The sequence below is a fragment of the Thalassospira australica genome (assembly GCF_000763295.1).
Lineage (GTDB): Bacteria > Pseudomonadota > Alphaproteobacteria > Rhodospirillales > Thalassospiraceae > Thalassospira > Thalassospira australica.
In genome coordinates this window covers 585227-607031 of sequence record NZ_JRJE01000032.1, presented here as the reverse complement: position 1 = coordinate 607031, position 21805 = coordinate 585227, and the positions used below count along the sequence as shown (strand labels likewise).

Below are 21805 nucleotides of genomic sequence, written 5' to 3'. Positions count from 1 at the left end.
TCCCCTATTTACTGCATCAGGTCGCGGGGGACATTGCGCCTTTGTAGTTGCTGACTTGTTGACACAAATCAACACTCACCGACAAAAAACGACAGTATTTAGAACGGTTTTTAACTGAACCACGTATATTTGCGACATGGCTCAGTCAGATCATGCCAAAGCTTCTGACCCAGAGGCCGGTCGCATCCCGATCTAAAGAGATTTGCCCTGCATCAGTTTCGGCAGGGTTCCGGCATAGCCCATCGCGTGGGACATGAAGGTCTTTTTCAGGGGCGGAATTTTCTGCACAATTGCCAAACCGATGTCACGTGCCCAACGAACCGGGGCGATATCATTTGAAAACAACCGGTTGGTCACATCGGTCACCGCCAGCATCACGGTGTTATCAAAACGCCGCCACTGTTCATATTCCGCCAACACATCGGCACTGCCGATATCCCGGCCCAGACGGCGCGCATTGACCAGAATTTCGGCAAGAACCGCAACATCGCGAATGCCCATGTTCAGCCCCTGCCCGGCAATCGGGTGCATGCCGTGCGCCGCATCACCAATCAGGGCAATCCGGTCTTCGGTGTAGTGATAGGCATGCTGCAAACCAAGCGGATAGCAGAACCGCGGCCCGACAACTTCCAGATCACCCAGATAGCCATCAAAGCGACGATGCAGCTCATCGACAAAGGTTTCCTCATCAAGGTTGACCAGATAATTGGCAAGCTCGGTTCCTTCGGTCCAGACGATGGAACAACGATTATCTGTCATCGGCAAAATGGCAAAGGGACCCGCAGGCAGGAAATGCTCCACTGCCAGACCATTGTGGGGCTGCTGGTGTTTTACCGTGCAGACCACAGCACTTTGCTTGTAGCTCCAGTCATAGGTTTTGATACCGGCCCATTTGCGCAGCATCGAATTGCGCCCCTCGGCCCCGATGGCAAGCGGCGCGCGGATTGATTGGCCATCTTCAAGCGTAAGGGTCATCGCCCCCTGATCACGGGCGATGTCCACGACCTTTGCCGGTGCAATCATTTTAATCAGATCGCTTTGTTCTGTCGCACGATACAGCGCACCACGGGTCACAAGGTTTTCGACAATATAGCCAAGCGGTTCGTCACCGACTTCATGATGATCATAATGCAGGAACAGCGGGCTTTGACCGTCGGCAATGCGGATATCAAGGATCGGCTCGGCCGCATCGGCCATATGTTCCCAGGCGCCAACAACCTCAAGCACGGATTTGGAGGCAGCTGCAATCGCGCACGTCCGGCCATCATAATTGGCACTCAGAATGGTTTTGGGGTCTGCATAATCAATCACCACAGAGCTGACACCCCCATGGGCCAACGCCAATGCCATGGCCGCACCGTTCAAACCACCACCCAGAATGATGACATCGGTGTGAAGTGCCTGATGATCATGCATGTCGCGCATTCCTGTTTCGTTTGGTCTTGGACAGTAATCCCGGTTTAGACCCGGATCCAGTACAGTGCGTTGACCTGACGCAATACGTCATCGTGGACGGGTCTGCCCCATGTTTACCCTGCCCGATACGCGCCCACAACCCGCCCCGATCATCATCTTGCACATATTCATAGGGTGGCGCACACCACCCAACCAGCCAAAGCCGACAATCTCCCCTCGGAATAAAAGCAATCTGGTTGCCAGTGCCTTGAGCAACAAGCGGTTTTCATTTCAGTGTCTGGTTGATTAAAAAATATGCACAATTTTTAAACAACCCCAGATTTTGTGCATATTTTAATCCTGCCGTTGTGGCGCGAAGTATGCTGCATGCCTGACGGATTCTTATATTTTTTCTTTTAAAACAATTACTTAAACGTTTTATTTTGAGTCTGGCACGATTCTTGGTTTGGAACCCTCGACTGCGAAATCGTGATTACCACGTTGGTACTCAACGGATATGCCGGGAGGTCGCAATATTATGAAACTTGTTACTGCTGTCATCAAACCGTTCAAACTGGACGAAGTCCGCGAAGCGCTTAGTGCGCTGGGCGTTCAGGGCTTGACGGTCACTGAAGTTAAAGGTTTTGGCCGTCAAAAAGGTCAGACCGAAATTTATCGTGGTGCTGAATACATGGTCAGCTTCTTGCCGAAGGTGAAGCTGGAAGTCGCCATCACGGATAATCTGGTTGATCAGGTTGTCGAAGCCATCACCAAAACTGCTCAAACCGGGAAAATCGGGGACGGTAAGATTTTCGTTCTTGATGTAAGCCAGGCGGTTCGTATCCGCACTGGTGAAACCGGCGACGACGCCCTGTAAGTCCAGAGACAAGGGGAGACATTATGACTATTTCCATGAAGAAAACCGGCCTTGCTGCAGCTGCAGCAACTGCCGTTCTGGCAATTGCTGCTCCAGCTATTGCACAAGACGTCGAGTTTACGGGTGTTACGCCGGAAACCGGCTATATTCTCAACTCCTTCCTGTTCTTGTTCGGTGGCGTCCTTGTGATGTGGATGGCCGCAGGCTTTGCGATGCTTGAAGCGGGCCTTGTGCGCACGAAAAACGTATCGACCATCCTGCTCAAGAACATCTCGCTCTTTTCCATTGCCGGTATCATGTACTACCTGATCGGCTACAACCTGATGTATGCCGATGTTACCGGCTGGATCGGTTCACTTAGCCTTTGGAGCGCTGATGACGCCGCCGCACTTGGTGGTGACTTCTCGGGTGCATATTCTGCAAGTTCTGACTGGTTCTTCCAGATGGTGTTTGTTGCAACCGCAGCATCCATCGTGTCGGGTACTGTTGCCGAGCGCATCAAACTCTGGCCGTTCCTGATCTTTGTCGTCGTTCTGACCGGTCTTCTGTATCCGATCACCGGTGCATGGACCTGGGGCGGTGGCTGGCTCTCTGAAATGGGCTTCTCGGATTATGCCGGTTCGACCATTGTTCACTCGGTCGGTGGCTGGGCTGCGCTTAGCGGTGCGATCATCCTTGGTGCACGTAAAGGCAAATACGGCGAAGACGGTTCGGTTCACCCGATGCCGGGTTCAAACCTGCCGCTTGCGACCATCGGTACGTTCATTCTCTGGATGGGCTGGTTCGGCTTCAACGGCGCATCTGTGCTGGCGATGGATTCCGGCTCTGCTGTCATTGAAATGTCGAACGTATTTGCAAACACCTCTATGGCTGCGGCCGGCGGTGTGGTTGCTGCGATCATCCTGACCCAGATCCTTTACAAAAAGGTCGACCTCACCATGGCACTGAACGGTGCACTGGCTGGTCTGGTTTCGATCACCGCTGAACCTGCAACCCCGACCATTGGTTCTGCCATCATCATCGGTGCGATTGGTGGCATCCTGGTCGTCGTCGCGGTTCCGCTGCTTGACAAGCTGAAAATCGACGACGTTGTCGGTGCGGTTTCGGTTCACCTTGTTGCTGGTATCTGGGGCACGATCGTTGTTCCGTTCACCAATGACGGTGCATCGTTCGGAACGCAGCTTACCGGTATTGTTGCAATGGGTGCCTTCACCGTCATTGCATCGTCCATCGTATGGCTGGTTCTGAAATTCACTGTTGGTATCCGCCTTGACGAAGAAGGCGAAGCCAACGGTTCGGATGCAACCGAACTTGGCCTGGAAGCTTATCCGGAATTCGGTAAGGGTTCCCAGCGCTTCTAAGCGATTTGATTTCCTGACGGGTATCGGGTTCGCCCGATACCCAGCCTGTCAGACCAACTGGCCCGCCCGGGGTTTCCCGCGGCGGGCTTTTTGTGTTTGCGCGTTAAAAGTGCCCAAACGGCGCAAGGACACCAACACCACGCGCCTTTGGAGCCTTTTGGCATATGTCTGACATGCGGATCATTCCGCGCTTTTTACGTCATCGCAGTTGGTCTCTTAAATCTTTCTTTGCACTTTTGGCATAGGGGTAAAGTAAGGGGAATTTACCCATATTCTGTATTTCGGCCCCGTTGCCAACGGGGCCACAGACCAAGCTGGAATGACGACGACCATGTTTAACGCGCGCCTGGATCAATTGCCTGCCTATCCGTTTCCGCGATTGGCAACCCTGCTTGACGGGATTGAACCCGGTCAGACGCCGTTGGTTATGTCGATCGGTGAACCGCAACACGAACCCCCTGCGATGATTACCGAGGCAATGGTCAAACATGCAGCACTTTGGCACAAATACCCGCCCGGTGCAGGCACACCGGAATTGCGTGAAGCCATCAAAAACTGGCTGGATCGGCGTTATAACCTGCCAACGACCATGATTGATCGTGATGATCACATACTGCCGGTCGCAGGCACGCGCGAAGCGCTTTATCTGATTGCCACCACGGTTATCCCGCAAGATCAACCCGGCCCCAAGCCCAAGGTATTGCTGCCCAACCCGTTCTATCAGGTCTATTGCGGGGCGGCCGCACTCAACGACGCGGAAATGGTGCCGCTGGCAGCCGGACCGGAAAACGGTTTCCTGCCGGATCTTGATCAGATTGACGCCAACGACCTTGATACCTGCGCGTTGTTTTTCCTGTGCTCGCCAGCGAACCCGCAAGGGGCGGTTGCATCGCGCGACTATCTGGAAAAGGTGATTGGTCTGGCGCGCAAGCATCACTTCGTTCTTGCGATGGATGAATGTTACGCAGACATCTATGACACGGTCGCACCGACCGGCGCGCTTGAAGTTTCTGCTGCACAGGGCGGGAACATGGACAACATCCTTGTCTTCCACAGCCTGTCAAAACGATCCAGCGCACCGGGTTTACGGTCGGGCTTTGTGGCCGGGGACCCGAAGATCATCAAACGCTTTACCGCGTTGCGCAGCTATTGTTCGGCAACCATTCCAATGCCGATTATGGCGGCATCGACCGCGCTTTGGAATGATGATGCCCACGCCACGGCCAACCGGGACCTTTATCGCGCCAAAATCGACGTTGCCGAAAACGTCTTTGGCAACCGGTTCGGGTTTTACCGTCCGCCGGGTGGATTTTTCCTGTGGCTGGATGTTGGCAATGACGAAGCTGCCACCCAAAAGATCTGGAAAGAAACCGGGGTCAAGGTTATCCCCGGCAGTTACCTTTCGCTGACCGATGCCACAGGCCACAATCCGGGCAAACAGTTTATCCGCATTGCCCTTGTCCATGATCTTGAAACCACGCGGGATGGACTGACCCGCATTGCACAAGCGCTGGATAGCTAGCGCACTGCCCTTCGCACCACTGAGTACAACAGGACTTAACCAGAACGGATACCCAGATGAGCAGTCAGTCAAACACACTTGGAACCGCTTTTATGCCCGGCAGTCTTGTGACATTGCTGAAGCGATCCGGCTTGCGGTTTTGTGGCCTTGGTCTGGTGCTGTTGGCCATTGCCCTGTTCATCATGCTGATTGGGTTTCATCCCGGTGATCCGTCCTTTAATCATGCGACCGACCGCAATGTGATTTTTAATCCACTGGGTGTTGTTGGTGCCTATGGCGCGGATTTGATGCTACGCACGCTTGGATTGGCCTCGGCGTTGCTGACCGTGCTTCTGGTTGGCTGGGGCCTGCGTCTGATTGCGGTCAAACCATTCCGCTGGATGTGGGTGCGGTTCCTTGTTCTGCCGCTTGCCCTGCTGTTGGTGGCAATTTCCGCAGCGGCCGTGCAGCCGGGCATGCATTGGCCGCTTACCGTTGGTCTGGGTGGATTTGCAGGTGATTTGTTGCTGGGCAAACTGCAGACCGGATTTGCCATGATCTGGGTGCCGGGTGCACGGGCAATGATTGCGCTGACATCCATGATTCTTGGTATGGCGCTGACCATCTTTTGCATGGCCTATACCCTTGCCGAATGGGAACGGTTGGGAACGGCACTGTCCTTTGCCGGGGGCAAGGTCATTTCGGGCATTCGTGCAATCATCCCGACGGGCAGCAATGACCAGCCGATTGCCAAGCGCGCACCCGGATCACGTCAGGAACCCTCAATGGATAAAGGCCAATCCAAATTGGGATCTGCCATTTCCACCCGACGGTCCGACCCCAAAGACGCCCCGGAAAGTGATGACGGGTTCGAAGATGATGACGATCACGAACCGCCTGTGCATATTGTTGCCGCCCCGGCGGCCAAACTGCAGCCCAGCCAAAAGGCCGCAGCCCAACGTCAGGCATCCTTTGATCTTGGGTCCGAGGAATACCGTTTCCCGCCGCTTGATCTTCTGGGCGAACCCGACCCGGCCGATGCCAACCAGATTGATCAGGAAGCACTGGCACAAAATGCCCGCTTGCTTGAGACCGTGCTGCAGGACTTTGGCGTTAAGGGCGAAATCGTTCAGGTCCGACCGGGCCCGGTGGTTACCCTTTATGAACTTGAACCGGCTGCAGGTGTTAAATCATCACGCGTGATTGGTCTTGCCGATGATATTGCACGATCCATGAGCGCCATTGCCGCGCGTGTCGCCGTGGTGCCGGGACGCAACGTCATTGGGATCGAGCTGCCAAACTCTCGTCGTGAAACCGTGCATCTGCATGAAATCCTCGCGTCGAGCGATTTTGAAAAGAACTCCGGCAAACTCAACATGAGCCTTGGCAAAGATATTGGCGGCACCCCGGTGATTGCCGATCTTTCCAAGATGCCGCACTTGCTGATTGCCGGTACGACGGGGTCGGGTAAGTCGGTTGGTGTGAATGCGATGATCCTGTCGCTGCTGTATCGCCTGCGGCCCGAAGAATGCCGCTTTATCATGATCGACCCCAAAATGCTGGAACTGTCGATCTATGATGGCATCCCGCATCTCTTGACCCCGGTTGTCACCGACCCGCACAAGGCGGTTGTCGCCCTTAAATGGGCCGTGCGCGAGATGGAAGACCGTTATCGCGCCATGAGTCAGGTTGGTGTGCGTAACATTGCGGGCTATAACAAACGCATCAAGGAAGCCGCGGCCAAGGGCGAACAACTTACCCGCCGCGTTCAGACCGGATTTGATCCCGAAACCGGCAAGCCGATCTTTGAAGATCAGGAACTGCCGATGGAGCCGCTGCCGTTTATCGTCGTTATTGTCGACGAAATGGCCGACCTTATGCTGGTCGCTGGCAAGGATGTTGAAGCATCGATCCAGCGACTGGCGCAGATGGCCCGTGCAGCTGGCCTGCACCTGATTATGGCGACCCAGCGCCCGTCGGTCGACGTCATTACCGGGACGATCAAGGCAAACTTCCCGACGCGTATTTCCTATTCCGTGACCTCGAAAATCGATTCTCGCACCATCCTTGGCGAAATGGGCGCCGAGCAACTTCTGGGTCAGGGGGATATGCTGTATATGGGCCAAGGTGGCCGTTTGCAGCGTGTTCACGGCCCGTTCGTTTCGGACGAGGAAGTCGAAAGCATCGTCAAGCACCTGCGCGATCAGGGCGACCCGGCCTATCTTGAAACCGTTACCGAAGAACCCGAAGAAGACCCGGTTGCGGCCTATATGGCCGGGGGCAATGCCGGTGCGGGTGGCAGCAATGGATCAGATGATGATTTGTATAATCAGGCGGTCGGAATTGTCCTGCGCGAGAAAAAGGCATCCACCAGCTTCATACAGCGCAAACTGTCCATCGGCTACAACCGTGCGGCACGTATCATCGAACAGATGGAAGAAAACGGTGTCGTTTCCGCAGCCAACCACGTCGGCAAACGCGAAGTCCTGATGGAGAATATGGACGGCACGCCCTACGAGTATTAGAGCGACTTGCTGATCCCGAAGCTAAATAAAAAGGCGGGCTGAATTTCAGCCCGCCTTTTTGGCGTTTTATGTGACCTGAACGATCAGATCGACTGGTTGATCCAGTCAACAAGTGCGCTTTTCGGAAGTGCGCCGACTTTCATCGCCGCAACTTCGCCGCCCTTGAAGATCATCAGGGTCGGAATGCCGCGAACACCGTATTTCGCCGGGGTGTTCGGGTTTTCGTCAATATTCACTTTGGCGATCTTGAGCTTGCCGCCCAGTTCACCTGCAATTTCGTCGAGATATGGCGCAATCTGCTTACACGGACCGCACCACTCAGCCCAGAAATCGACCAAAACCGGGTCGTTGGAACCCAGAACGTCGGTGTCAAACGAACCGTCGGAAACTTTAATCGTGGTCATGCTTTCAGATCCTAGTTGTTACGAGGCACGGCGGGCGAACCCGCAAACCTCGATCCGCTGTATGGGGCCAAGGTAGGCAGCACTGACGCAAACGTCAAGCGCATAGGGCCACCAGCAGCCATGTTCCATGCGCCAAGCCAAACATCCCGCAGAGTCGCACACATCAACCAAATGTCAGAATATGGTCGGGCAGCTCCGACATCCATGGCCCGTTGGTCCACAGAATAAAGCACCTGACCTTCTTGCCCGGATACATCTGCGCCAGTGCCGCACGATAGATCGACATCTGACGGCGATAGGCGCACGGTGTATCTTCGACATCGCGTGGCGGCGGACGATTGGTTTTGTAATCGACAATCATCACTTCGTCATCGCGCACGACAAGCCGGTCAATCTGGGCCGACACCACGTCACCGCCAACAATCCCGACCAGGGGCACCTCGGCCCGTGATCCCGGCGCAAAGACCGGGGCAAATTCCGGGTTATCAAAAATGCCAAGGGTTTCATTTGCGATCTCGACCTGCTGATCAGGTTCCAGCGCATGAACCGGCTGAGCAAGGTACCGCTCAGCCGCAGCACGGCGGGCCTTTTCAGGCAGATCGGGCAGCAATTCCAGAAGTTTGTGGATCAGCAATCCACGTTTGAAGCTTTGCCCCTGATCCCCGCCAAGCGGGGACTGCACGGCAGGTTCGTCCTCAAGCGGGCGGCTGGGCGCCAATGGTTTGGGCGGGAAGGATTCCTGTGGGGCAACAGCCCGGATCAGGCTGCGCTTTGGGCCTTCTGGCGCAATGTTATCAGCCTCCGACCTGTCGGGTTTCGGGGCCTGACTTTGATCGGTTTCCCATACCCAGCCTTCGCCATCCCACCCGGAACCGGAGAAAGCCCGCAAATCGATCTGTTCGGGCTTGGCGTAGCCTTCCATTGCCTGTTGGCACAGATTGTACCAGCAATGCTCGGGCGCCTTGCGCCGACCTTGCCAGCCACAGATATAAAGCCGGTCTTCGGCACGGGTCAGCGCGACATACAGCAAGCGGTTATATTCCTGATCACGCTTGATGGCATTTGCATCACGCAAACGGGCCACAACATCCGTTTCCAGCGCTACACGCGGCAACCAGAACATCAAATTACGATCTTCCTGCCAGAACAGGTTGGGGGCCTGTGTCGGCACCTGCATCGTATCGGGCAGGAACACAATTGGTGCCTGCAGGCCCTTGGCCCCATGCACGGTCATGATGCGCACTTCATCGCGCCCGCTTTGTTCAAGGTCACGCTTGATTTCCGCATCACCGGCCATCAACCAGTGCAGGAAACCCTGCAAGGTCGGTGCGTGATCGGCCTCATACCCCATGGCAAGGTTGAGGAATTCGTCAATCGGGTCGTTGGCCTCAATCCCCAGACGCCCGACCAGACGGGCACGCACGCCACGTGCGTTTTCGCCGCGCCCGCCAAGAAGCTCGGCATACAGTTCAAACGGACGTTCGTAATCAACCCGGCCCAACCATTTGAACAAAAAGACATAGGCGCGGGCAAATGGCGATCCGTCTTCGACGATTGCGGCCTTTTCACGCAGCGCATGCCAAAGGGTTCTGGGACGGTTATGGGCAATTTCAAATAACTGATCGTCATCAAGCCCAATCAACGGGCTTTTAAGCACCTCGGCAAGGGTCAGGTCATCTTCAGGCATCAAAAGAAAACGCCCAAATGCCACCAGATCCATCACGGCAAGCTGATCGGTGATCTGCATACGGTCAACACCGGCAACCGGCACGTTACGTTCCTTGAGCGCCTTGACGACCTCATCCACGAACGCAGTCCGACGGCGCACAAGGATCATGAAATCCCCGGCCCGCACCGGACGCCCCCGCGATGTCAGGATTTCCTTTTCATCAATCGCATGGCGGATGCGCCCGGCAATGACGCGCGCCAGCCTGATTTCCGGATCTTCAAGCCGCACAATACGGGTTGGGGGTGTCCAGGGATCTTCGGGGGTGCGTTCTTCGGGTTCGACGGCGGGCCACAATTCAATCCGCCCGGCCTGCCCGACGCGGAACGGACTGTGGGCAACGTCATCGCCTTCATCCCCGACACCCTGTTTTGCAACCGCCCCGGCAAAGACGCGATCCACCGTGCCCAGCACCGCATCGGTCGACCGGAACGATATGTTCATCGGGACTTCGCGCCAGTCTGCTTCAATTTCACGCGCCCGTTCGCGGAAATAGCGGCGCATTTCAGCGAATTTTTCCGGATCGGCCCGCTGGAAGCTGTAGATCGATTGTTTCGCATCCCCAACGGCAAAGATGGTACGCGGCTTATCGGCATGGCGCCCGGCATCGATAAAGAATTCCTCGGCCAGAATGCGAACCACTTCCCATTGTTCAGGGTTGGTATCCTGTGCCTCGTCAATCAGGACATGATCAAGGCCTTCGTCCAGCTTAAACAACACCCAACCGGCAATCCCCGCTTGACGTTGCAAAAGCTGCAAGCTGGTCAGGATCAGGTCATCATAATCAAGGCGGGCATGCAGGGCCTTTTTGGTGGCATAACGGTCCAGCATGGCATTGCCGATGGTAATCAGCGCCGATGTTGCACCGGCCATGGCGGCTGCCTTGCGCTGGCGTTCAACCTCGACCAATCGCGCGCATTCCTGCTCAAGCGCATCGGCCCCCATCGGGTGGTTTTCCGCCGCTGCCTTGGTGATCAGTTTGGCACGCGGTTCACCAGCGGTCGTAAAGAACACGCTGCGATAATCGTTAAACACCGCCAAACGGGCTTCGACCGTGGTTTTTTCAAGAAATTGCGCCAATGCCGGGACGCGGGCCTTGTCGGTTTTGGTTCCGGCTTCAAGTGCGGCCAGCCCGCGCATCAATCCATCGCGGTCAAAAGCATCATCCGAAAGCGCCTTGCTCAGGATGGTTTCATCATCCAGTCCAACCTGCACACCAAGCGCCTTATAGACCGCATCACGCATGCGATTGGCACCACCAAGATTGGCCAACATGCGTTTAAGCCGCCCGCGTTCACGGGCCAATTCGCTCATGACCTCGCCAAAGGCACCTTCGCGAACTTGGCCTGTCACAACAGATAACGCATGCGCCAGATCGTCATCGCGGCCGGTACGGGCAAAGGCCAGCACCTCTTCCTGCACATCGGCCATGGTTTCGGCCGCTGTGCGGTCATCCATAATTTCAAAATGCGGTGCGAGACCTGCTTCCAGTGGAAAGCGGCGCAGCAATGACTGGCAGAACGCATGAATGGTCTGGATTTTCATCCCACCCGGCGCATCAAGGACGCGGGCAAAAAGCTGGCGCGCGCGAATGGTTTCATCGGCACTGGGGGCTGTTCCGGCAAGATTGGCAAGATCGGCCTGAAGGTCGCGATCCTCCATCGTCGCCCAAAGCCCCAACCGTTCATTGACACGGTTGGCCATCTCAGCCGCTGCGGCCTTGGTAAAGGTCAGACAGAGGATGCGATGGGGTTCGGTGCCTGACAGCATCAGGCGCAGCACACGATCAGACAGAACCTTGGTCTTGCCCGCCCCGGCGGATGCCGACACCCAAACCGATGCCGTCGGATCAGACGCATTGCGTTGCAGGACGTTGGGATCGGCTCCGCGCATTTCGGTCATGGCGCTTCGCCCTCCCCGCTATCATCAATATCCTCGCTGACATCTTCGCTGCCCATCCATTCGCGCAGGCGTGCCAGATGGACATAGTCGGAATATTTCGGGGCGTGATCGGGGTGCGGCACACTGAGATAGGGCGTATTGGGATCGGCAAAGGCCGCAGCCAAACCATTGACGCCATCCACTGCCGCATGGGCGAGTTCAGCCGGGGTGGTTTTCATTCGGTTTGTGTTGATTTCAACAATCTCGCCGGCCGGATCACCGCCTGAAAGCTTCCAAAACGCCATGCTGGCGGGTGGACCGGCGGGGACATCACCAAAACCACCCTTTTCGGCAATGGCAGCTTCGAGGGGCAACTGCGGCGCAAAACCGTTGGCAACGTCGCCCTGACTGGGGGGCGCACCGGTTTTATAATCAATGATCGCGACCCCGCCATCACGAAGCTGATCAATGCGGTCGGCACGGGCATAGACCTGAAAGCCGCTGATGGTATCAAGGGTTCCGGCCTGTTCGGTATAGGATTTGCGAATGGCATCACGGCGCGCGGCCTCGGTTTGAATGAACCACTTGGCGATACGCTCAAACCGTGGCCACCAAAACGCCCAAAGGCCGGGGCGCGCAGCAAGCGGCTTGAAAACGTCGCGGCCAATCATGATCAATTCGTTTTCGCCATCGGGGGGTAAATGATCCGGGTAACGGGCAATGAACTGATCAAGCGCATCATGGATCAGATTGCCGTAATCCGCTGCACCAGGGTCTTCATCCACCCCGTCCAGTTTGCGCAAACCAAGGATATGACGGGCATAGATCGCATATGGGTCGCGCATCCATGTTTCGATCTGCGTAACGGACAAGCGATCGGGGCGGGCTGATACAGGGGGTTTTGGTGCCGGACGACCAATTTTGATCCGCATGTCATCGGCGGGTTCATCAAGCGTTTCCGCCAACGCACGCCAATCGTTTGCTTCGGGCTTTTCCATCGAAACACCCGATTTCCGCAAAATGTTTTCAATCCGTAACAACCAGCGTGACGGCACGGTCGGCGTGCCTTCGATACGCAGCGCACGGGTCATGACCACATCGGGCGAACAAAATAGTTGCTGGAAATCATGGGCCGATTGCCCGACCCGGTGTTCGGGCGCAGGCAAACCGAAATTGCGCCGCATCGGGCGGCTCATCCATGGATCGGCCCCGGCTTCGGGTGGCCAGACGCCTTCGTTAAGGCCGCCGAGAATGGTCAGGTCGGCTTGCTGCATCTGGGCTTCGACCGTGCCCCAGATAAACAAACGCGGATGTTTGCCATAGCGTGGGCGCACCGCACGATCCGCCATCAGGGCATCAAGAAACGCACCATATCGATTTCCGGGCATATGGGTGAACTCACCCAGTGCATTGAGCAATTCATGCACGAAATCGGCAAGCGACTCACCCGCGTCCCCGCGCCACAGCCGATCAGCACCCGATTGGGTATCACTTGCAGCCAAGGACTCGGCGGCCGAGATATGGCAGCGCAGCGCATGAACCGGTGACAAGGCCTTGTCAGCGTTCAGGTCAGAAAGCGCTTCAAGGCAGGCCGCGCAGCGTGCCACCAGATCGGTCAAGCGATCATGATCACCCCGCACGCGTTCAATCCGGCTTGCTGCACTTTCCGAACCACTGTTTTTAAGCCGCTCAATCTGCTCATCGCGCCACCCGTCAAGGGCGGTTTGCAAGCCATCCAAACCCGGCCCCGGACGGGCACCACGCAGGATTTCCTTTTCCAGAAGCCGGGTTAAAACGCGGAAGGTTTCCGGCGACAGGCCCGCCGCCGAAAGCGGATGTTTCAACAGTTCCAAAAGTGGGACCGGGGCGAATTCTTCCTGTACTGTACGCACGACAAGGCGCAGATAAATCGCCGGTGCTGTGTCATGCAGCGGAATACCCGCCGAATCGTCAATTTCAACTTCCCAGCGCCGCAATTCGGTCGCGACACGGCGCGCCAAGCCGCGATCCGGAGTGACCAGTGCACAGGTCTTTTCGGGATGTTCCAATGCCTCGCGCATCATAAGGGCAATGGTGGTGGCTTCTTCACGCGCACCGGAACAATCCACGCGCAAGACGCCATCTAGAACATCAGACGCAAACCCCGCAATGTGACGCCAATGATGGGTGGTTTTGGCCGGGCGCAAGGCTTCGCGCGCCAGACGTCGGCGCTCGATCGTTGCCGGGCTATCGTCCACAAGGGCAGGCCAAGGCAGAACACTATCGGCATGACGTCCGATATGGCCCAACGTTTTGCCCAGCAAATGTTGTGGATGGGCAGCATCATCGGCAATCGCCGCCCAGTCTTCGTGATTAAGCCCCTGCATCAGACCGGGCAGAACCACACGGCCCTTGGGCATGGCAAGAACCGCCCCCATCAAATCCCGCAAGGCCGGAAACGGCCCGGTGGAACCAACAATCAAAACCGGCGTTTCTGGCGGGTTTTCTGCCCAAAGGTCAATTTGCGCCTTGATCAGGGCGTTACGGCGCATCGCCCGGTCACTGACATCCTGGGATTTCAGAATGTCGGGCCAATGCAGGGTCAGGATTTGCAGAAATTCCAGTGTGAGCTGCCAATGTTCGGCAAATTCTTCGGGCACCAATCCTTCGAGATCGTCAAAGGCACAGTTTTCGGTTTGTACCTGATCAAGAAACCTTGCGAGTTCCCCGGCAAGACGGGCGGCCTGATCGGCAGTCGGGTTTTCACCGCGATGATCGGGCCGGTTCATGATCAGACGGGTCAGCAGCAATTTACGCTGTAGATCCGGGATGGCGGGCGGCAGATCCAAAGCCGCCTGTTCCCCGCCAGCACCATAAATCGCAAGCTCGTCCTCGTCTGCCTCGCCCAGTGGCCGAATGGTCGGCAGCAGGGTCACGGCCCCACCCGATTGGCGCAAAAACGCATCGCGCATGACCTTGGCAGAACGACGGTTAGGCACCATCAAAACGTAATCTGGCAGTTCATCGGGCCGATCTACAGTTTCAACGATCAGTTGTTTGGCGATCAGATCGGCAAAGGCTTCGCCCGGGGGGATGAAAAACAGGTTTGATGGCGGCTCTGTCGTGCCTGCAAACGAGGCATCGTCGTAATCAGGTGCGTCCAGAACATCAAACAGGTCAGCCATCAATTTCCCCCGAATGCGGCTTGCTTGGCCCGCTCCACCTCAAGCGCCTTGGCGATGACAGGCTCAGACTCTTTAAGGGCCTCTGGTGTGCCGATATGGAAATGCCCGCCATCATGCACCAGACCATAACACCGCCCTGCCGCCAGCGCCTTGTCATAAACAACATTCAGCGAGAAGGCTCCATCAGGCGTATCTTCAAACAGGCGTGGCGAAAGCACCTGAACGCCGGTAAAGAAATAGGGGGCTGATGGCGCATCACCCCGGCGTTTCAACCGACCATCCACCTGCCAGAAGAAATCCCCCGCGCCGTCATAGCCATAGCCGTCCGAAACCGGATAAACCGCAAGCAGGGCGTCCATATGATCCGGATCAAACGCATTGATCAGGCGATCAAAAAGCGGTTCGGTCCCTTCGGTCCAGAAGACATCGGCATTGGCAATCAGAAACGCTTCTGCATCCAGTTTCGAAAGCGCGTTTTTCACCCCGCCGCCGGTTTCAAGCAAGTCTTCCTCGGGCGAGGTAACAATGGCGGGTGCTGATCTGGTGGCAACATGATCCGTGATCTGCCGACCAAGGTAGTGGCTGTTGACCACCGCCTTATCCACCCCGGCCGCCGCAAGTTTATCAAGCACATGATCAAGCATCGGCTTGCCTGCAACCGGTATCAGTGGTTTTGGCATTGTATCAGTGATCGGGCGCATGCGTTTGCCCAGCCCCGCTGCCAGAACCATGGCCTGTGCCTTTTGTGCCGGTGCGGTCATCTTTGTGCCTCTTTGCTGGCCGGGGGATGCGGCGTGAAAATTTTTGGGGCCTTGCGGGCATCGGGCGGGATATGGGTTTCCACCCAATCCTGCAATGCTGGCAGGTTTTCCCCTGCCCCGCGCAAGATCAGTTCCCAGCAGCGCGGAATAAAATCGAAATAGCGGGTTTTCCCCGCCTTGATCGCAAGCCAACCAAACCGCCCAAGGATACGGAAATTGCGCACCATTGATGCCGCAACATAGGATGTTTCGAAACCAGAACGATCAATATTTGGAAAAGCTGCAAGATAGAATTCCGTCATCCGCGCTTCAAGATCCGGGCCAATATCGTGGCGCACATCGCGCAAAAGCGAGGCCAGATCATAGGGCCGCGGGGCAATGGCGGCATCCTGAAAATCAATGATCCCGCAATCATCCCCCCCGTCGCCATTTTCAACCAGCATCAGGTTATCAACATGATAATCGCGGTGAATGATCACATCGCCTGCCTGCCAGCAAAGCGGCAAGACATCATCAAGCAGCTTGTCAAAATCTTTGATGGCGATTGCACGCCTTGCTTGATCGGTGATGATCAACGGCAGATAGTCGGTTTTGAAACTATCAAGCATGCGACGCAGATTGTCGGGGCCATAGCGCACCAAGTCGCATCCGGTCATCCCGCCCGCGTCACAGAACCGATGCAGGGTTATCAATTGCGCGACCCCACGCAAATACAGGGCTTCCTGTCCAAGGCCGTCAAACATTGCTCCGCCCTGAAGCGCCTCGGTAAAGGTCACATCGCCGAAATCCTCGATCAGCAGCAAACCACGTTTTTCATCGGCGGCCTGAATGTCCGGCACACGCCAGCCTGCCCGCTTGAACAGCTCGGTCGTTTTCAACACCGGCACGACCGAGGCCGGACGTTCCGGGTCATCAAAGATGCCATGTGGATCGACATGAATGGCTGTTGGCGGGAAATCCATCAAAAGCGCGGTGTCGTGTCGGCGTTCAAGGCGAAAATACTTCCGTGCCGAAGCATCGTCGACCAGCGGAGACACTTGCGCATTTTGCCAGCCGCAAGACACCAGAAAATCCTGTCGTTCGGCATTGCGGCGCTCCTGATCGGGTGTGGCGCGCGTCATTGGGGGGCCTCGTTAAGATCAGTGATCCGCTGAACCCAGTCATCCCCATGTGGTTCAAGCTTAAATACCCGCCCATCGGGGCTTGATCCGGGATCGATATGAATATCAAGACGGTTTTTTGGGGTCAGATATTCCAACCGATCAGGCCATTCAATCAGACTGACAGCATCCGCAAAGGCATCTTCGATATCAAGTTCATGAACCTCTTCGGGGTCAGACAAGCGATACAAATCGAAATGCCAGACGGGCAGACGATCCAGCTCATAAATCTGGACCAGCGTGAAGGTCGGGCTGGGGACTTCTTCGTGCGGGTTATCAGCCACCGCCCGAATGAAGGCCCGGCAAAACGCACTTTTACCCATACCCAAGGTGCCATGCATCAGGATCACGTCACCCGGCTTGGCAATGGCGGCCAATTTTGCGGCAAGGGCTTCGGTCCCGTTTTGATCGCTGACAGTGACTGTTTTGATCATGATATCCGTCGATTGAATGGCGTTTGTTTGTTCTGTTGTAGGGTGACTGACAACCGCTTCGCAATGATTTTACGGAATCGCGATCAAGGTCACAGCAAAACATGGCACACACAGCAAATTTGCCCGGTTTCCGTTGCGATTGACGGCCCCAAATGCTATTTCGCAGCTAACAGTTTTCCCGCACACCACCGGGCTTGGGGTCAGCACCCTACCCAAATTTGATTTTATTTGGACGGAATGAGTATGTCAGACGCATCGCATAGCACAGATATTGCCATTATTGGCGCAGGCCCCGTGGGACTTTTTGCGGTTTTCGAAGCCGGTATGCTGGGGCTTAAATCACATGTGATTGACGCACTTGATATGGTCGGTGGCCAGTGCAGCGCGCTGTATCCTGAAAAGCCGATTTTTGACATTCCCGCCCATCCGCAGATCGCAGGTCAGGACCTGATTGATCAGTTGGCGAAACAGGCCGCCCCGTTTGAACCGACCTATCATCTGGGTCAGCAGGTAACCAAACTTGAAAAGCGCGATGACGGACGCTTTACGCTGGAAACCAGCACGGGCGCGGTTATTGATGCCGGTGCGGTCGTGATTGCCGCTGGCTGTGGCGCCTTTGGCCCCAACAAGCCACCGATGGAAGGCCTTGAAGATTACGAAGGGTCTGGCGGGGTTCAGTATTATGTCAAACGCCGCGTTGATTTTGCCGGCAAGAAAGTCGTGATTGCCGGTGGTGGTGATTCCGCGGTCGATTGGGCGTTATCACTGCATGATATTGCCGAAAAGGTCATGGTTGTGCACCGTCGCCCGAAATTCCGTGCTGCCCCGGACAGCAGCAAAAAGCTTCAAACCCTTGCCGATGAAGGCAAGATTGAAATGGTCATTCCCTATCAGCTCAAGGGCCTTAAGGGCGACAACGGCAAGCTGTCGCACGTAGTTGTCGCAACACTTAAGGGCGAAGAACGCGAGCTTGAAGCCGATCACCTTCTGCCGTTCTTTGGCCTTGCAATGGAACTGGGCCCGATTGCCGATTGGGGTCTTAACCTTGATAAAAACCATATCGGGGTCACTCAGGCGACGATGCAAACATCGGTTCCGGGCATCTTTGCAATCGGCGATATCGCCACCTATGAGCATAAACTCAAACTGATCCTGTCAGGCTTTGCCGAAGGAGCCAGCGCCATTCATGCTGCGCGTTCCTATCTGTTCCCGGATAAGGAATTCCATTTCGAATATTCGACCACCACAGGTGTTCCGAACGAATAATTAAAACCAACGCTATTTCAGGAAAGCGCACCATGACCACGAATCCTGCTATCCATTCCGGTGGCTGTCTTTGTGGCGCGGTGCGCTTTTCTGCTTCTGGTGATCCGATTGGCGGCAATCATTGCCATTGTGGCATGTGTCGCAAGGATAGTGGCTCGGGTGTCTCGACCTTTGTCAGCTTTCCGGCCAGTGCCGTTTCATGGAACGGCACACCGACCGATTATGAAAGCTCACCGGGCAAGTTTCGCGGCTTTTGCCCAAAATGCGGATCAAGCATCACCTGGCGCAACGGATCAGATGACAGCTTCGTCGATTTCCGTCTTGGCACGTTCGATGACCCGGCCCCGTTCAAGGCTAAAAAACATCTTTGGATGCGCACGGCCCTTAAAAGCTTTGCCGGGATTGACCCCGAAATCGATCACTTCGATACAGGCAGCTAACCCTTTTTAAGTCGACCATAAACAGGGATTTTTGCCTCTCCTCTGGTCCTCGGGGCTCAATCATGACAGGCTGTGCAAACTGTTACTTACAGTAGCGATTGTACACATCACCATTAGGGGCCTGCCATGAGCAACCAAGATCAGGAAGACCAAAAGAGCAGCCGTCGCACAGTGAATATGCGCAAACTGATGCTGTTTGGTTCAGGTACGCTTCTGCTTGGTACCTTACTTTTGATGGTAACGTTCCAAGCCACCCTTCAAATGATGATGCACGGGCGTTCGGGCGGCAGCTTCATGATTGTCATTGGAACAGCGGTTGCCATCGGCCTTTTGGTCGCCGGTTCAACCATCATATCAAAATGGGTGTCTCATAAGGTTCAGGCCATTCTGGAAGAGTAAATCCGGCCTGCCTTGCGGCTGGACCTAAACCGACACGCCAAGATGTTCGGCCAAAACGCTGACGATCATGCCGTGATCTTCATGTGATGCCAGTCCCGATACCGTGATCGCGCCGATCACCCCAACACCGGCAACCCGGATCGGAAAACTGCCGCCGTGGTCGGCATAGTCAGCAAAATCAATCCCGTGGTCGGCAAGCGTCTTGCCCTTGGCATTGAGCTCTGCGCCAAAGCGCATTGAACTGACATGTTCACGCAAGACCAGATTGCTTTTGCGACGTGCCCACGCGTCATTGGCGGGCTTTGCACCAGAAAGGGATGCGTGAAACAGGGTGCGATCCGGGGTGCGAATATTAATCGCCACCGGGGCATTTTGCGCCTGTGCGACACCGACCAGCTTCGAGCCAATGGACCAGGCGGTGTCTTCATCAAAGCGATCAAACACCAAAACGTCTTCCTGTTTGACCAGATTTTCGAGATCCATCTGTTGGCTCCTGCGATATGAGATTGAGTCCGCCATCCATACCCCAGCACGGACGGGGATGAAAACAGCAAAGAAAAAAGGCTGCACCCGCAAACGGACACAGCCTTTGTTTCGATAACGTAACTTCAGCTTATTTATCGTCGCCCATCTTGAGCGCATTGATAAAGGCGGTCTGCGGAATTTCAACCTTGCCGAACTGACGCATTTTCTTTTTACCGGCCTTCTGTTTTTCAAGCAGCTTACGTTTACGCGACACGTCACCACCGTAACATTTGGCCGTCACGTCTTTGCGCAGTGCCGAAACCGTTTCACGGGCAATCACCTTGCCGCCGATGGCGGCCTGAATGGCGATACGGAACATCTGACGCGGGATCAGGTCCTTAAGACGTTTACAAATCTCACGCCCGCGATATTCAGCAGCTGATCGGTGGACCATCAGGGCCAGCGCATCGACAGGTTCGTCGTTGACCAGGATGGAAACCTTGACCAGATCGCTTTCGTCATACCCGGCAATCTCGTAATCAAAGCTGGCATAGCCACGCGAAATCGATTTCAGGCGGTCATAGAAATCAAACACGACTTCATTGAGCGGCAATTTATAAACCGCCATCGCCCGATTGCCGACATAGGTCAGATCCTGCTGAATGCCACGACGTTCGGTGCAAAGTGTCAGAATGCCGCCCAGATATTCATCAGGCACCATGATCGATGCCTTGATCCATGGTTCTTCAATCGCCTTGATCTTGGTGACATCGGGGAAATCAGCCGGGTTATGGAGCATGATTTCTTCGCCCTTGCTCATGGTGATCTTGTAAGACACCGAGGGGGCGGTCGTGATCAGATCAAGCTCGAACTCGCGTTCCAGACGTTCCTGAATGATTTCAAGATGAAGCAACCCAAGGAAACCACAGCGGAAACCAAGACCAAGGGCGGTCGAATTTTCCGGCTCGAACTGGAAGGATGCGTCATTGAGATGCAGCTTTTCAAGCGCATCGCGCAACACTTCATATTCACTGGTATCAACCGGGAAGATGCCACAGAACACCACCGGAATGGACGGCTTGAAGCCAGCCAGCGGTTTGGCGCACTGACGTTTTTCTTCGGTGATCGTGTCGCCGACTTCACATTCGGCCACAGTTTTCATGCCGCAGTTGATAAAGCCAACTTCGCCCGGACCCAATTCATCCATCGACAGCGGTTTGGGTGTAAAGACACCCACGCGGTCAACTGTGTGGGTGACCTTGGCATTCATGAAGCGGATTTTCTGACCCTTTTTAAGGGTCCCTTCCTTCACGCGCACAAGAATCATCACACCGAGATAGGCGTCATACCAGCTATCGACCAGAAGAACCTCAAGCGGTGCTTCGGCATCCCCGGTCGGGGCGGGCAGACGGTGCACGAGTGCTTCGAGGACGTCGGGCACACCAAGGCCGGTTTTGGCTGAAATCATCACCGCGTCGCTGGCATCAATGCCAATCACTTCTTCGATCTGTTCCTTGACCCGGTCGGGTTCTGCCGCAGGCAGGTCGACCTTATTCAGGACAGGCACGATTTCGTGATTGTTATCAATTGCCTGATAAACGTTTGCTAGGGTCTGTGCCTCTACCCCCTGGGCGGCGTCGACCACCAGAAGCGAACCTTCGCACGCAGCAAGCGAGCGTGAAACTTCATAGGCGAAGTCAACGTGGCCCGGCGTATCCATCAGATTGAGCGTATATTCCTGCCCATCCTTGGCGGTGTATTTCAGACGCACGGCTTGGGATTTGATGGTAATGCCGCGTTCACGTTCGATATCCATCGAATCGAGAACCTGTTCGGCCATTTCACGATCCGTCAAACCACCGGTCAAATGGATCAGGCGATCCGCCAGGGTCGATTTTCCGTGGTCGATATGCGCGATGATCGAAAAGTTACGAATGTTCTTAAGGTCAGTCATTTTGGCTGCTTCTGGCACTATAATTGGCAGGCATTCCGCCGCGTGGCACATAAATTTCTAAACGGTGTGATCACCATGTAACCGGTTGATCA

Annotated in this window: 16 protein-coding genes; 7 read left to right on the top strand and 9 right to left on the bottom strand. The window is 55.5% G+C overall.

The genetic code is table 11. The features are described from left to right. Positions 1-192: 192 nt before the first annotated feature. Complete coding sequence (locus JF44_RS0118940) at positions 193-1416, bottom strand: UbiH/UbiF/VisC/COQ6 family ubiquinone biosynthesis hydroxylase (protein ID WP_033070716.1); 1224 nt, start codon at positions 1414-1416, stop codon at positions 193-195. Between the two features lie 517 nt (positions 1417-1933). Between JF44_RS0118940 and JF44_RS0118935 the strand changes: the two genes are divergently transcribed. From JF44_RS0118935 to JF44_RS0118920, 4 genes are all read left to right on the top strand, one after another. Further along, entirely contained in the window at positions 1934-2272 is a 339-nt protein-coding gene (locus tag JF44_RS0118935; protein WP_007088725.1) for a P-II family nitrogen regulator, read from the top strand. Positions 2273-2295: 23 nt separating this feature from the next. After that, positions 2296-3633: an ammonium transporter family protein gene (locus JF44_RS0118930; RefSeq protein WP_033070455.1), complete on the top strand. Its 1338-nt coding sequence runs from the start codon at positions 2296-2298 to the stop codon at positions 3631-3633. Positions 3634-3952: 319 nt separating this feature from the next. Beyond that, complete coding sequence (locus JF44_RS0118925) at positions 3953-5155, top strand: aminotransferase class I/II-fold pyridoxal phosphate-dependent enzyme (protein WP_033070454.1); 1203 nt, start codon at positions 3953-3955, stop codon at positions 5153-5155. A 56-nt stretch (positions 5156-5211) separates the two neighbouring features. Beyond that, positions 5212-7659, top strand: coding sequence for a DNA translocase FtsK (locus JF44_RS0118920; protein ID WP_052066050.1), 2448 nt, complete (start codon positions 5212-5214; stop codon positions 7657-7659). A gap of 83 nt (positions 7660-7742) precedes the next feature. Here JF44_RS0118920 and trxA read toward each other — a convergent pair whose 3' ends face one another. The 6 genes from trxA to tsaE form a co-directional block, all read right to left on the bottom strand. After that, on the bottom strand, positions 7743-8063 hold the full coding sequence (trxA, locus tag JF44_RS0118915; protein WP_008888557.1) for a thioredoxin TrxA: 321 nt from the start codon (positions 8061-8063) through the stop codon (positions 7743-7745). Positions 8064-8226: 163 nt separating this feature from the next. Beyond that, positions 8227-11691 carry a double-strand break repair helicase AddA gene (addA, locus tag JF44_RS0118910; protein WP_033070452.1) on the bottom strand — a complete coding sequence of 1155 codons (3465 nt, stop codon included), beginning with the start codon at positions 11689-11691 and terminating at the stop codon, positions 8227-8229. After that, on the bottom strand, positions 11688-14834 hold the full coding sequence (gene addB, locus JF44_RS0118905; RefSeq protein ID WP_033070451.1) for a double-strand break repair protein AddB: 3147 nt from the start codon (positions 14832-14834) through the stop codon (positions 11688-11690). The genes addA and addB overlap by 4 nt, the downstream gene beginning before the upstream one ends. Next, positions 14834-15595 carry a nucleotidyltransferase family protein gene (locus JF44_RS0118900; RefSeq protein ID WP_033070450.1) on the bottom strand — a complete coding sequence of 254 codons (762 nt, stop codon included), beginning with the start codon at positions 15593-15595 and terminating at the stop codon, positions 14834-14836. Before JF44_RS0118900 ends, addB begins: the two co-directional genes overlap by 1 nt. Further along, on the bottom strand, positions 15592-16716 hold the full coding sequence (locus tag JF44_RS0118895; RefSeq protein WP_033070449.1) for an aminoglycoside phosphotransferase family protein: 1125 nt from the start codon (positions 16714-16716) through the stop codon (positions 15592-15594). The genes JF44_RS0118900 and JF44_RS0118895 overlap by 4 nt, the downstream gene beginning before the upstream one ends. Next, positions 16713-17189 carry a tRNA (adenosine(37)-N6)-threonylcarbamoyltransferase complex ATPase subunit type 1 TsaE gene (gene tsaE, locus JF44_RS0118890; RefSeq protein WP_033070448.1) on the bottom strand — a complete coding sequence of 159 codons (477 nt, stop codon included), beginning with the start codon at positions 17187-17189 and terminating at the stop codon, positions 16713-16715. Before tsaE ends, JF44_RS0118895 begins: the two co-directional genes overlap by 4 nt. A 243-nt stretch (positions 17190-17432) precedes the next feature. On the opposite strand from tsaE, the gene JF44_RS0118885 reads away from it, so the two are divergent. From JF44_RS0118885 to JF44_RS0118875, 3 genes are all read left to right on the top strand, one after another. Then, a complete protein-coding gene (locus tag JF44_RS0118885) occupies positions 17433-18455 on the top strand; it encodes an NAD(P)/FAD-dependent oxidoreductase (protein ID WP_202901536.1) in 1023 nt (340 codons plus the stop codon). A 32-nt stretch (positions 18456-18487) separates the two neighbouring features. Next, complete coding sequence (locus tag JF44_RS0118880; protein WP_033070446.1) at positions 18488-18895, top strand: GFA family protein; 408 nt, start codon at positions 18488-18490, stop codon at positions 18893-18895. A 126-nt stretch (positions 18896-19021) separates the two neighbouring features. Beyond that, complete coding sequence (locus JF44_RS0118875) at positions 19022-19294, top strand: hypothetical protein (protein ID WP_033070445.1); 273 nt, start codon at positions 19022-19024, stop codon at positions 19292-19294. A 24-nt stretch (positions 19295-19318) separates the two neighbouring features. On the opposite strand, the gene JF44_RS0118870 is transcribed toward JF44_RS0118875, so the two are convergent. Both JF44_RS0118870 and lepA read right to left on the bottom strand, forming a co-directional pair. Next, on the bottom strand, positions 19319-19777 hold the full coding sequence (locus tag JF44_RS0118870; protein ID WP_052066049.1) for a heme-degrading domain-containing protein: 459 nt from the start codon (positions 19775-19777) through the stop codon (positions 19319-19321). Between the two features lie 130 nt (positions 19778-19907). Beyond that, positions 19908-21713 (bottom strand): translation elongation factor 4, encoded by a 1806-nt coding sequence (gene lepA, locus JF44_RS0118865; RefSeq protein WP_033070715.1) that lies wholly within the window; start codon positions 21711-21713, stop codon positions 19908-19910. Positions 21714-21805: the final 92 nt, after the last annotated feature.

Excerpts from the sequence above, each read along its gene's own strand:
- JF44_RS0118940 (WP_033070716.1), bottom strand. The coding sequence starts at position 1,416 with ATGCATGATCATCAGGCACTTCACACCGATGTCATCATTCTGGGTGGT.
- JF44_RS0118935 (WP_007088725.1), top strand. The coding sequence starts at position 1,934 with ATGAAACTTGTTACTGCTGTCATCAAACCGTTCAAACTGGACGAAGTC.
- JF44_RS0118930 (WP_033070455.1), top strand. The coding sequence starts at position 2,296 with ATGACTATTTCCATGAAGAAAACCGGCCTTGCTGCAGCTGCAGCAACT.
- JF44_RS0118925 (WP_033070454.1), top strand. The coding sequence starts at position 3,953 with ATGACGACGACCATGTTTAACGCGCGCCTGGATCAATTGCCTGCCTAT.
- JF44_RS0118920 (WP_052066050.1), top strand. The coding sequence starts at position 5,212 with ATGAGCAGTCAGTCAAACACACTTGGAACCGCTTTTATGCCCGGCAGT.
- trxA (WP_008888557.1), bottom strand. The coding sequence starts at position 8,063 with ATGACCACGATTAAAGTTTCCGACGGTTCGTTTGACACCGACGTTCTG.
- addA (WP_033070452.1), bottom strand. The coding sequence starts at position 11,691 with ATGACCGAAATGCGCGGAGCCGATCCCAACGTCCTGCAACGCAATGCG.
- addB (WP_033070451.1), bottom strand. The coding sequence starts at position 14,834 with ATGGCTGACCTGTTTGATGTTCTGGACGCACCTGATTACGACGATGCC.
- JF44_RS0118900 (WP_033070450.1), bottom strand. The coding sequence starts at position 15,595 with ATGACCGCACCGGCACAAAAGGCACAGGCCATGGTTCTGGCAGCGGGG.
- JF44_RS0118895 (WP_033070449.1), bottom strand. The coding sequence starts at position 16,716 with ATGACGCGCGCCACACCCGATCAGGAGCGCCGCAATGCCGAACGACAG.
- tsaE (WP_033070448.1), bottom strand. The coding sequence starts at position 17,189 with ATGATCAAAACAGTCACTGTCAGCGATCAAAACGGGACCGAAGCCCTT.
- JF44_RS0118885 (WP_202901536.1), top strand. The coding sequence starts at position 17,433 with ATGTCAGACGCATCGCATAGCACAGATATTGCCATTATTGGCGCAGGC.
- JF44_RS0118880 (WP_033070446.1), top strand. The coding sequence starts at position 18,488 with ATGACCACGAATCCTGCTATCCATTCCGGTGGCTGTCTTTGTGGCGCG.
- JF44_RS0118875 (WP_033070445.1), top strand. The coding sequence starts at position 19,022 with ATGAGCAACCAAGATCAGGAAGACCAAAAGAGCAGCCGTCGCACAGTG.
- JF44_RS0118870 (WP_052066049.1), bottom strand. The coding sequence starts at position 19,777 with ATGGATCTCGAAAATCTGGTCAAACAGGAAGACGTTTTGGTGTTTGAT.
- lepA (WP_033070715.1), bottom strand. The coding sequence starts at position 21,713 with ATGACTGACCTTAAGAACATTCGTAACTTTTCGATCATCGCGCATATC.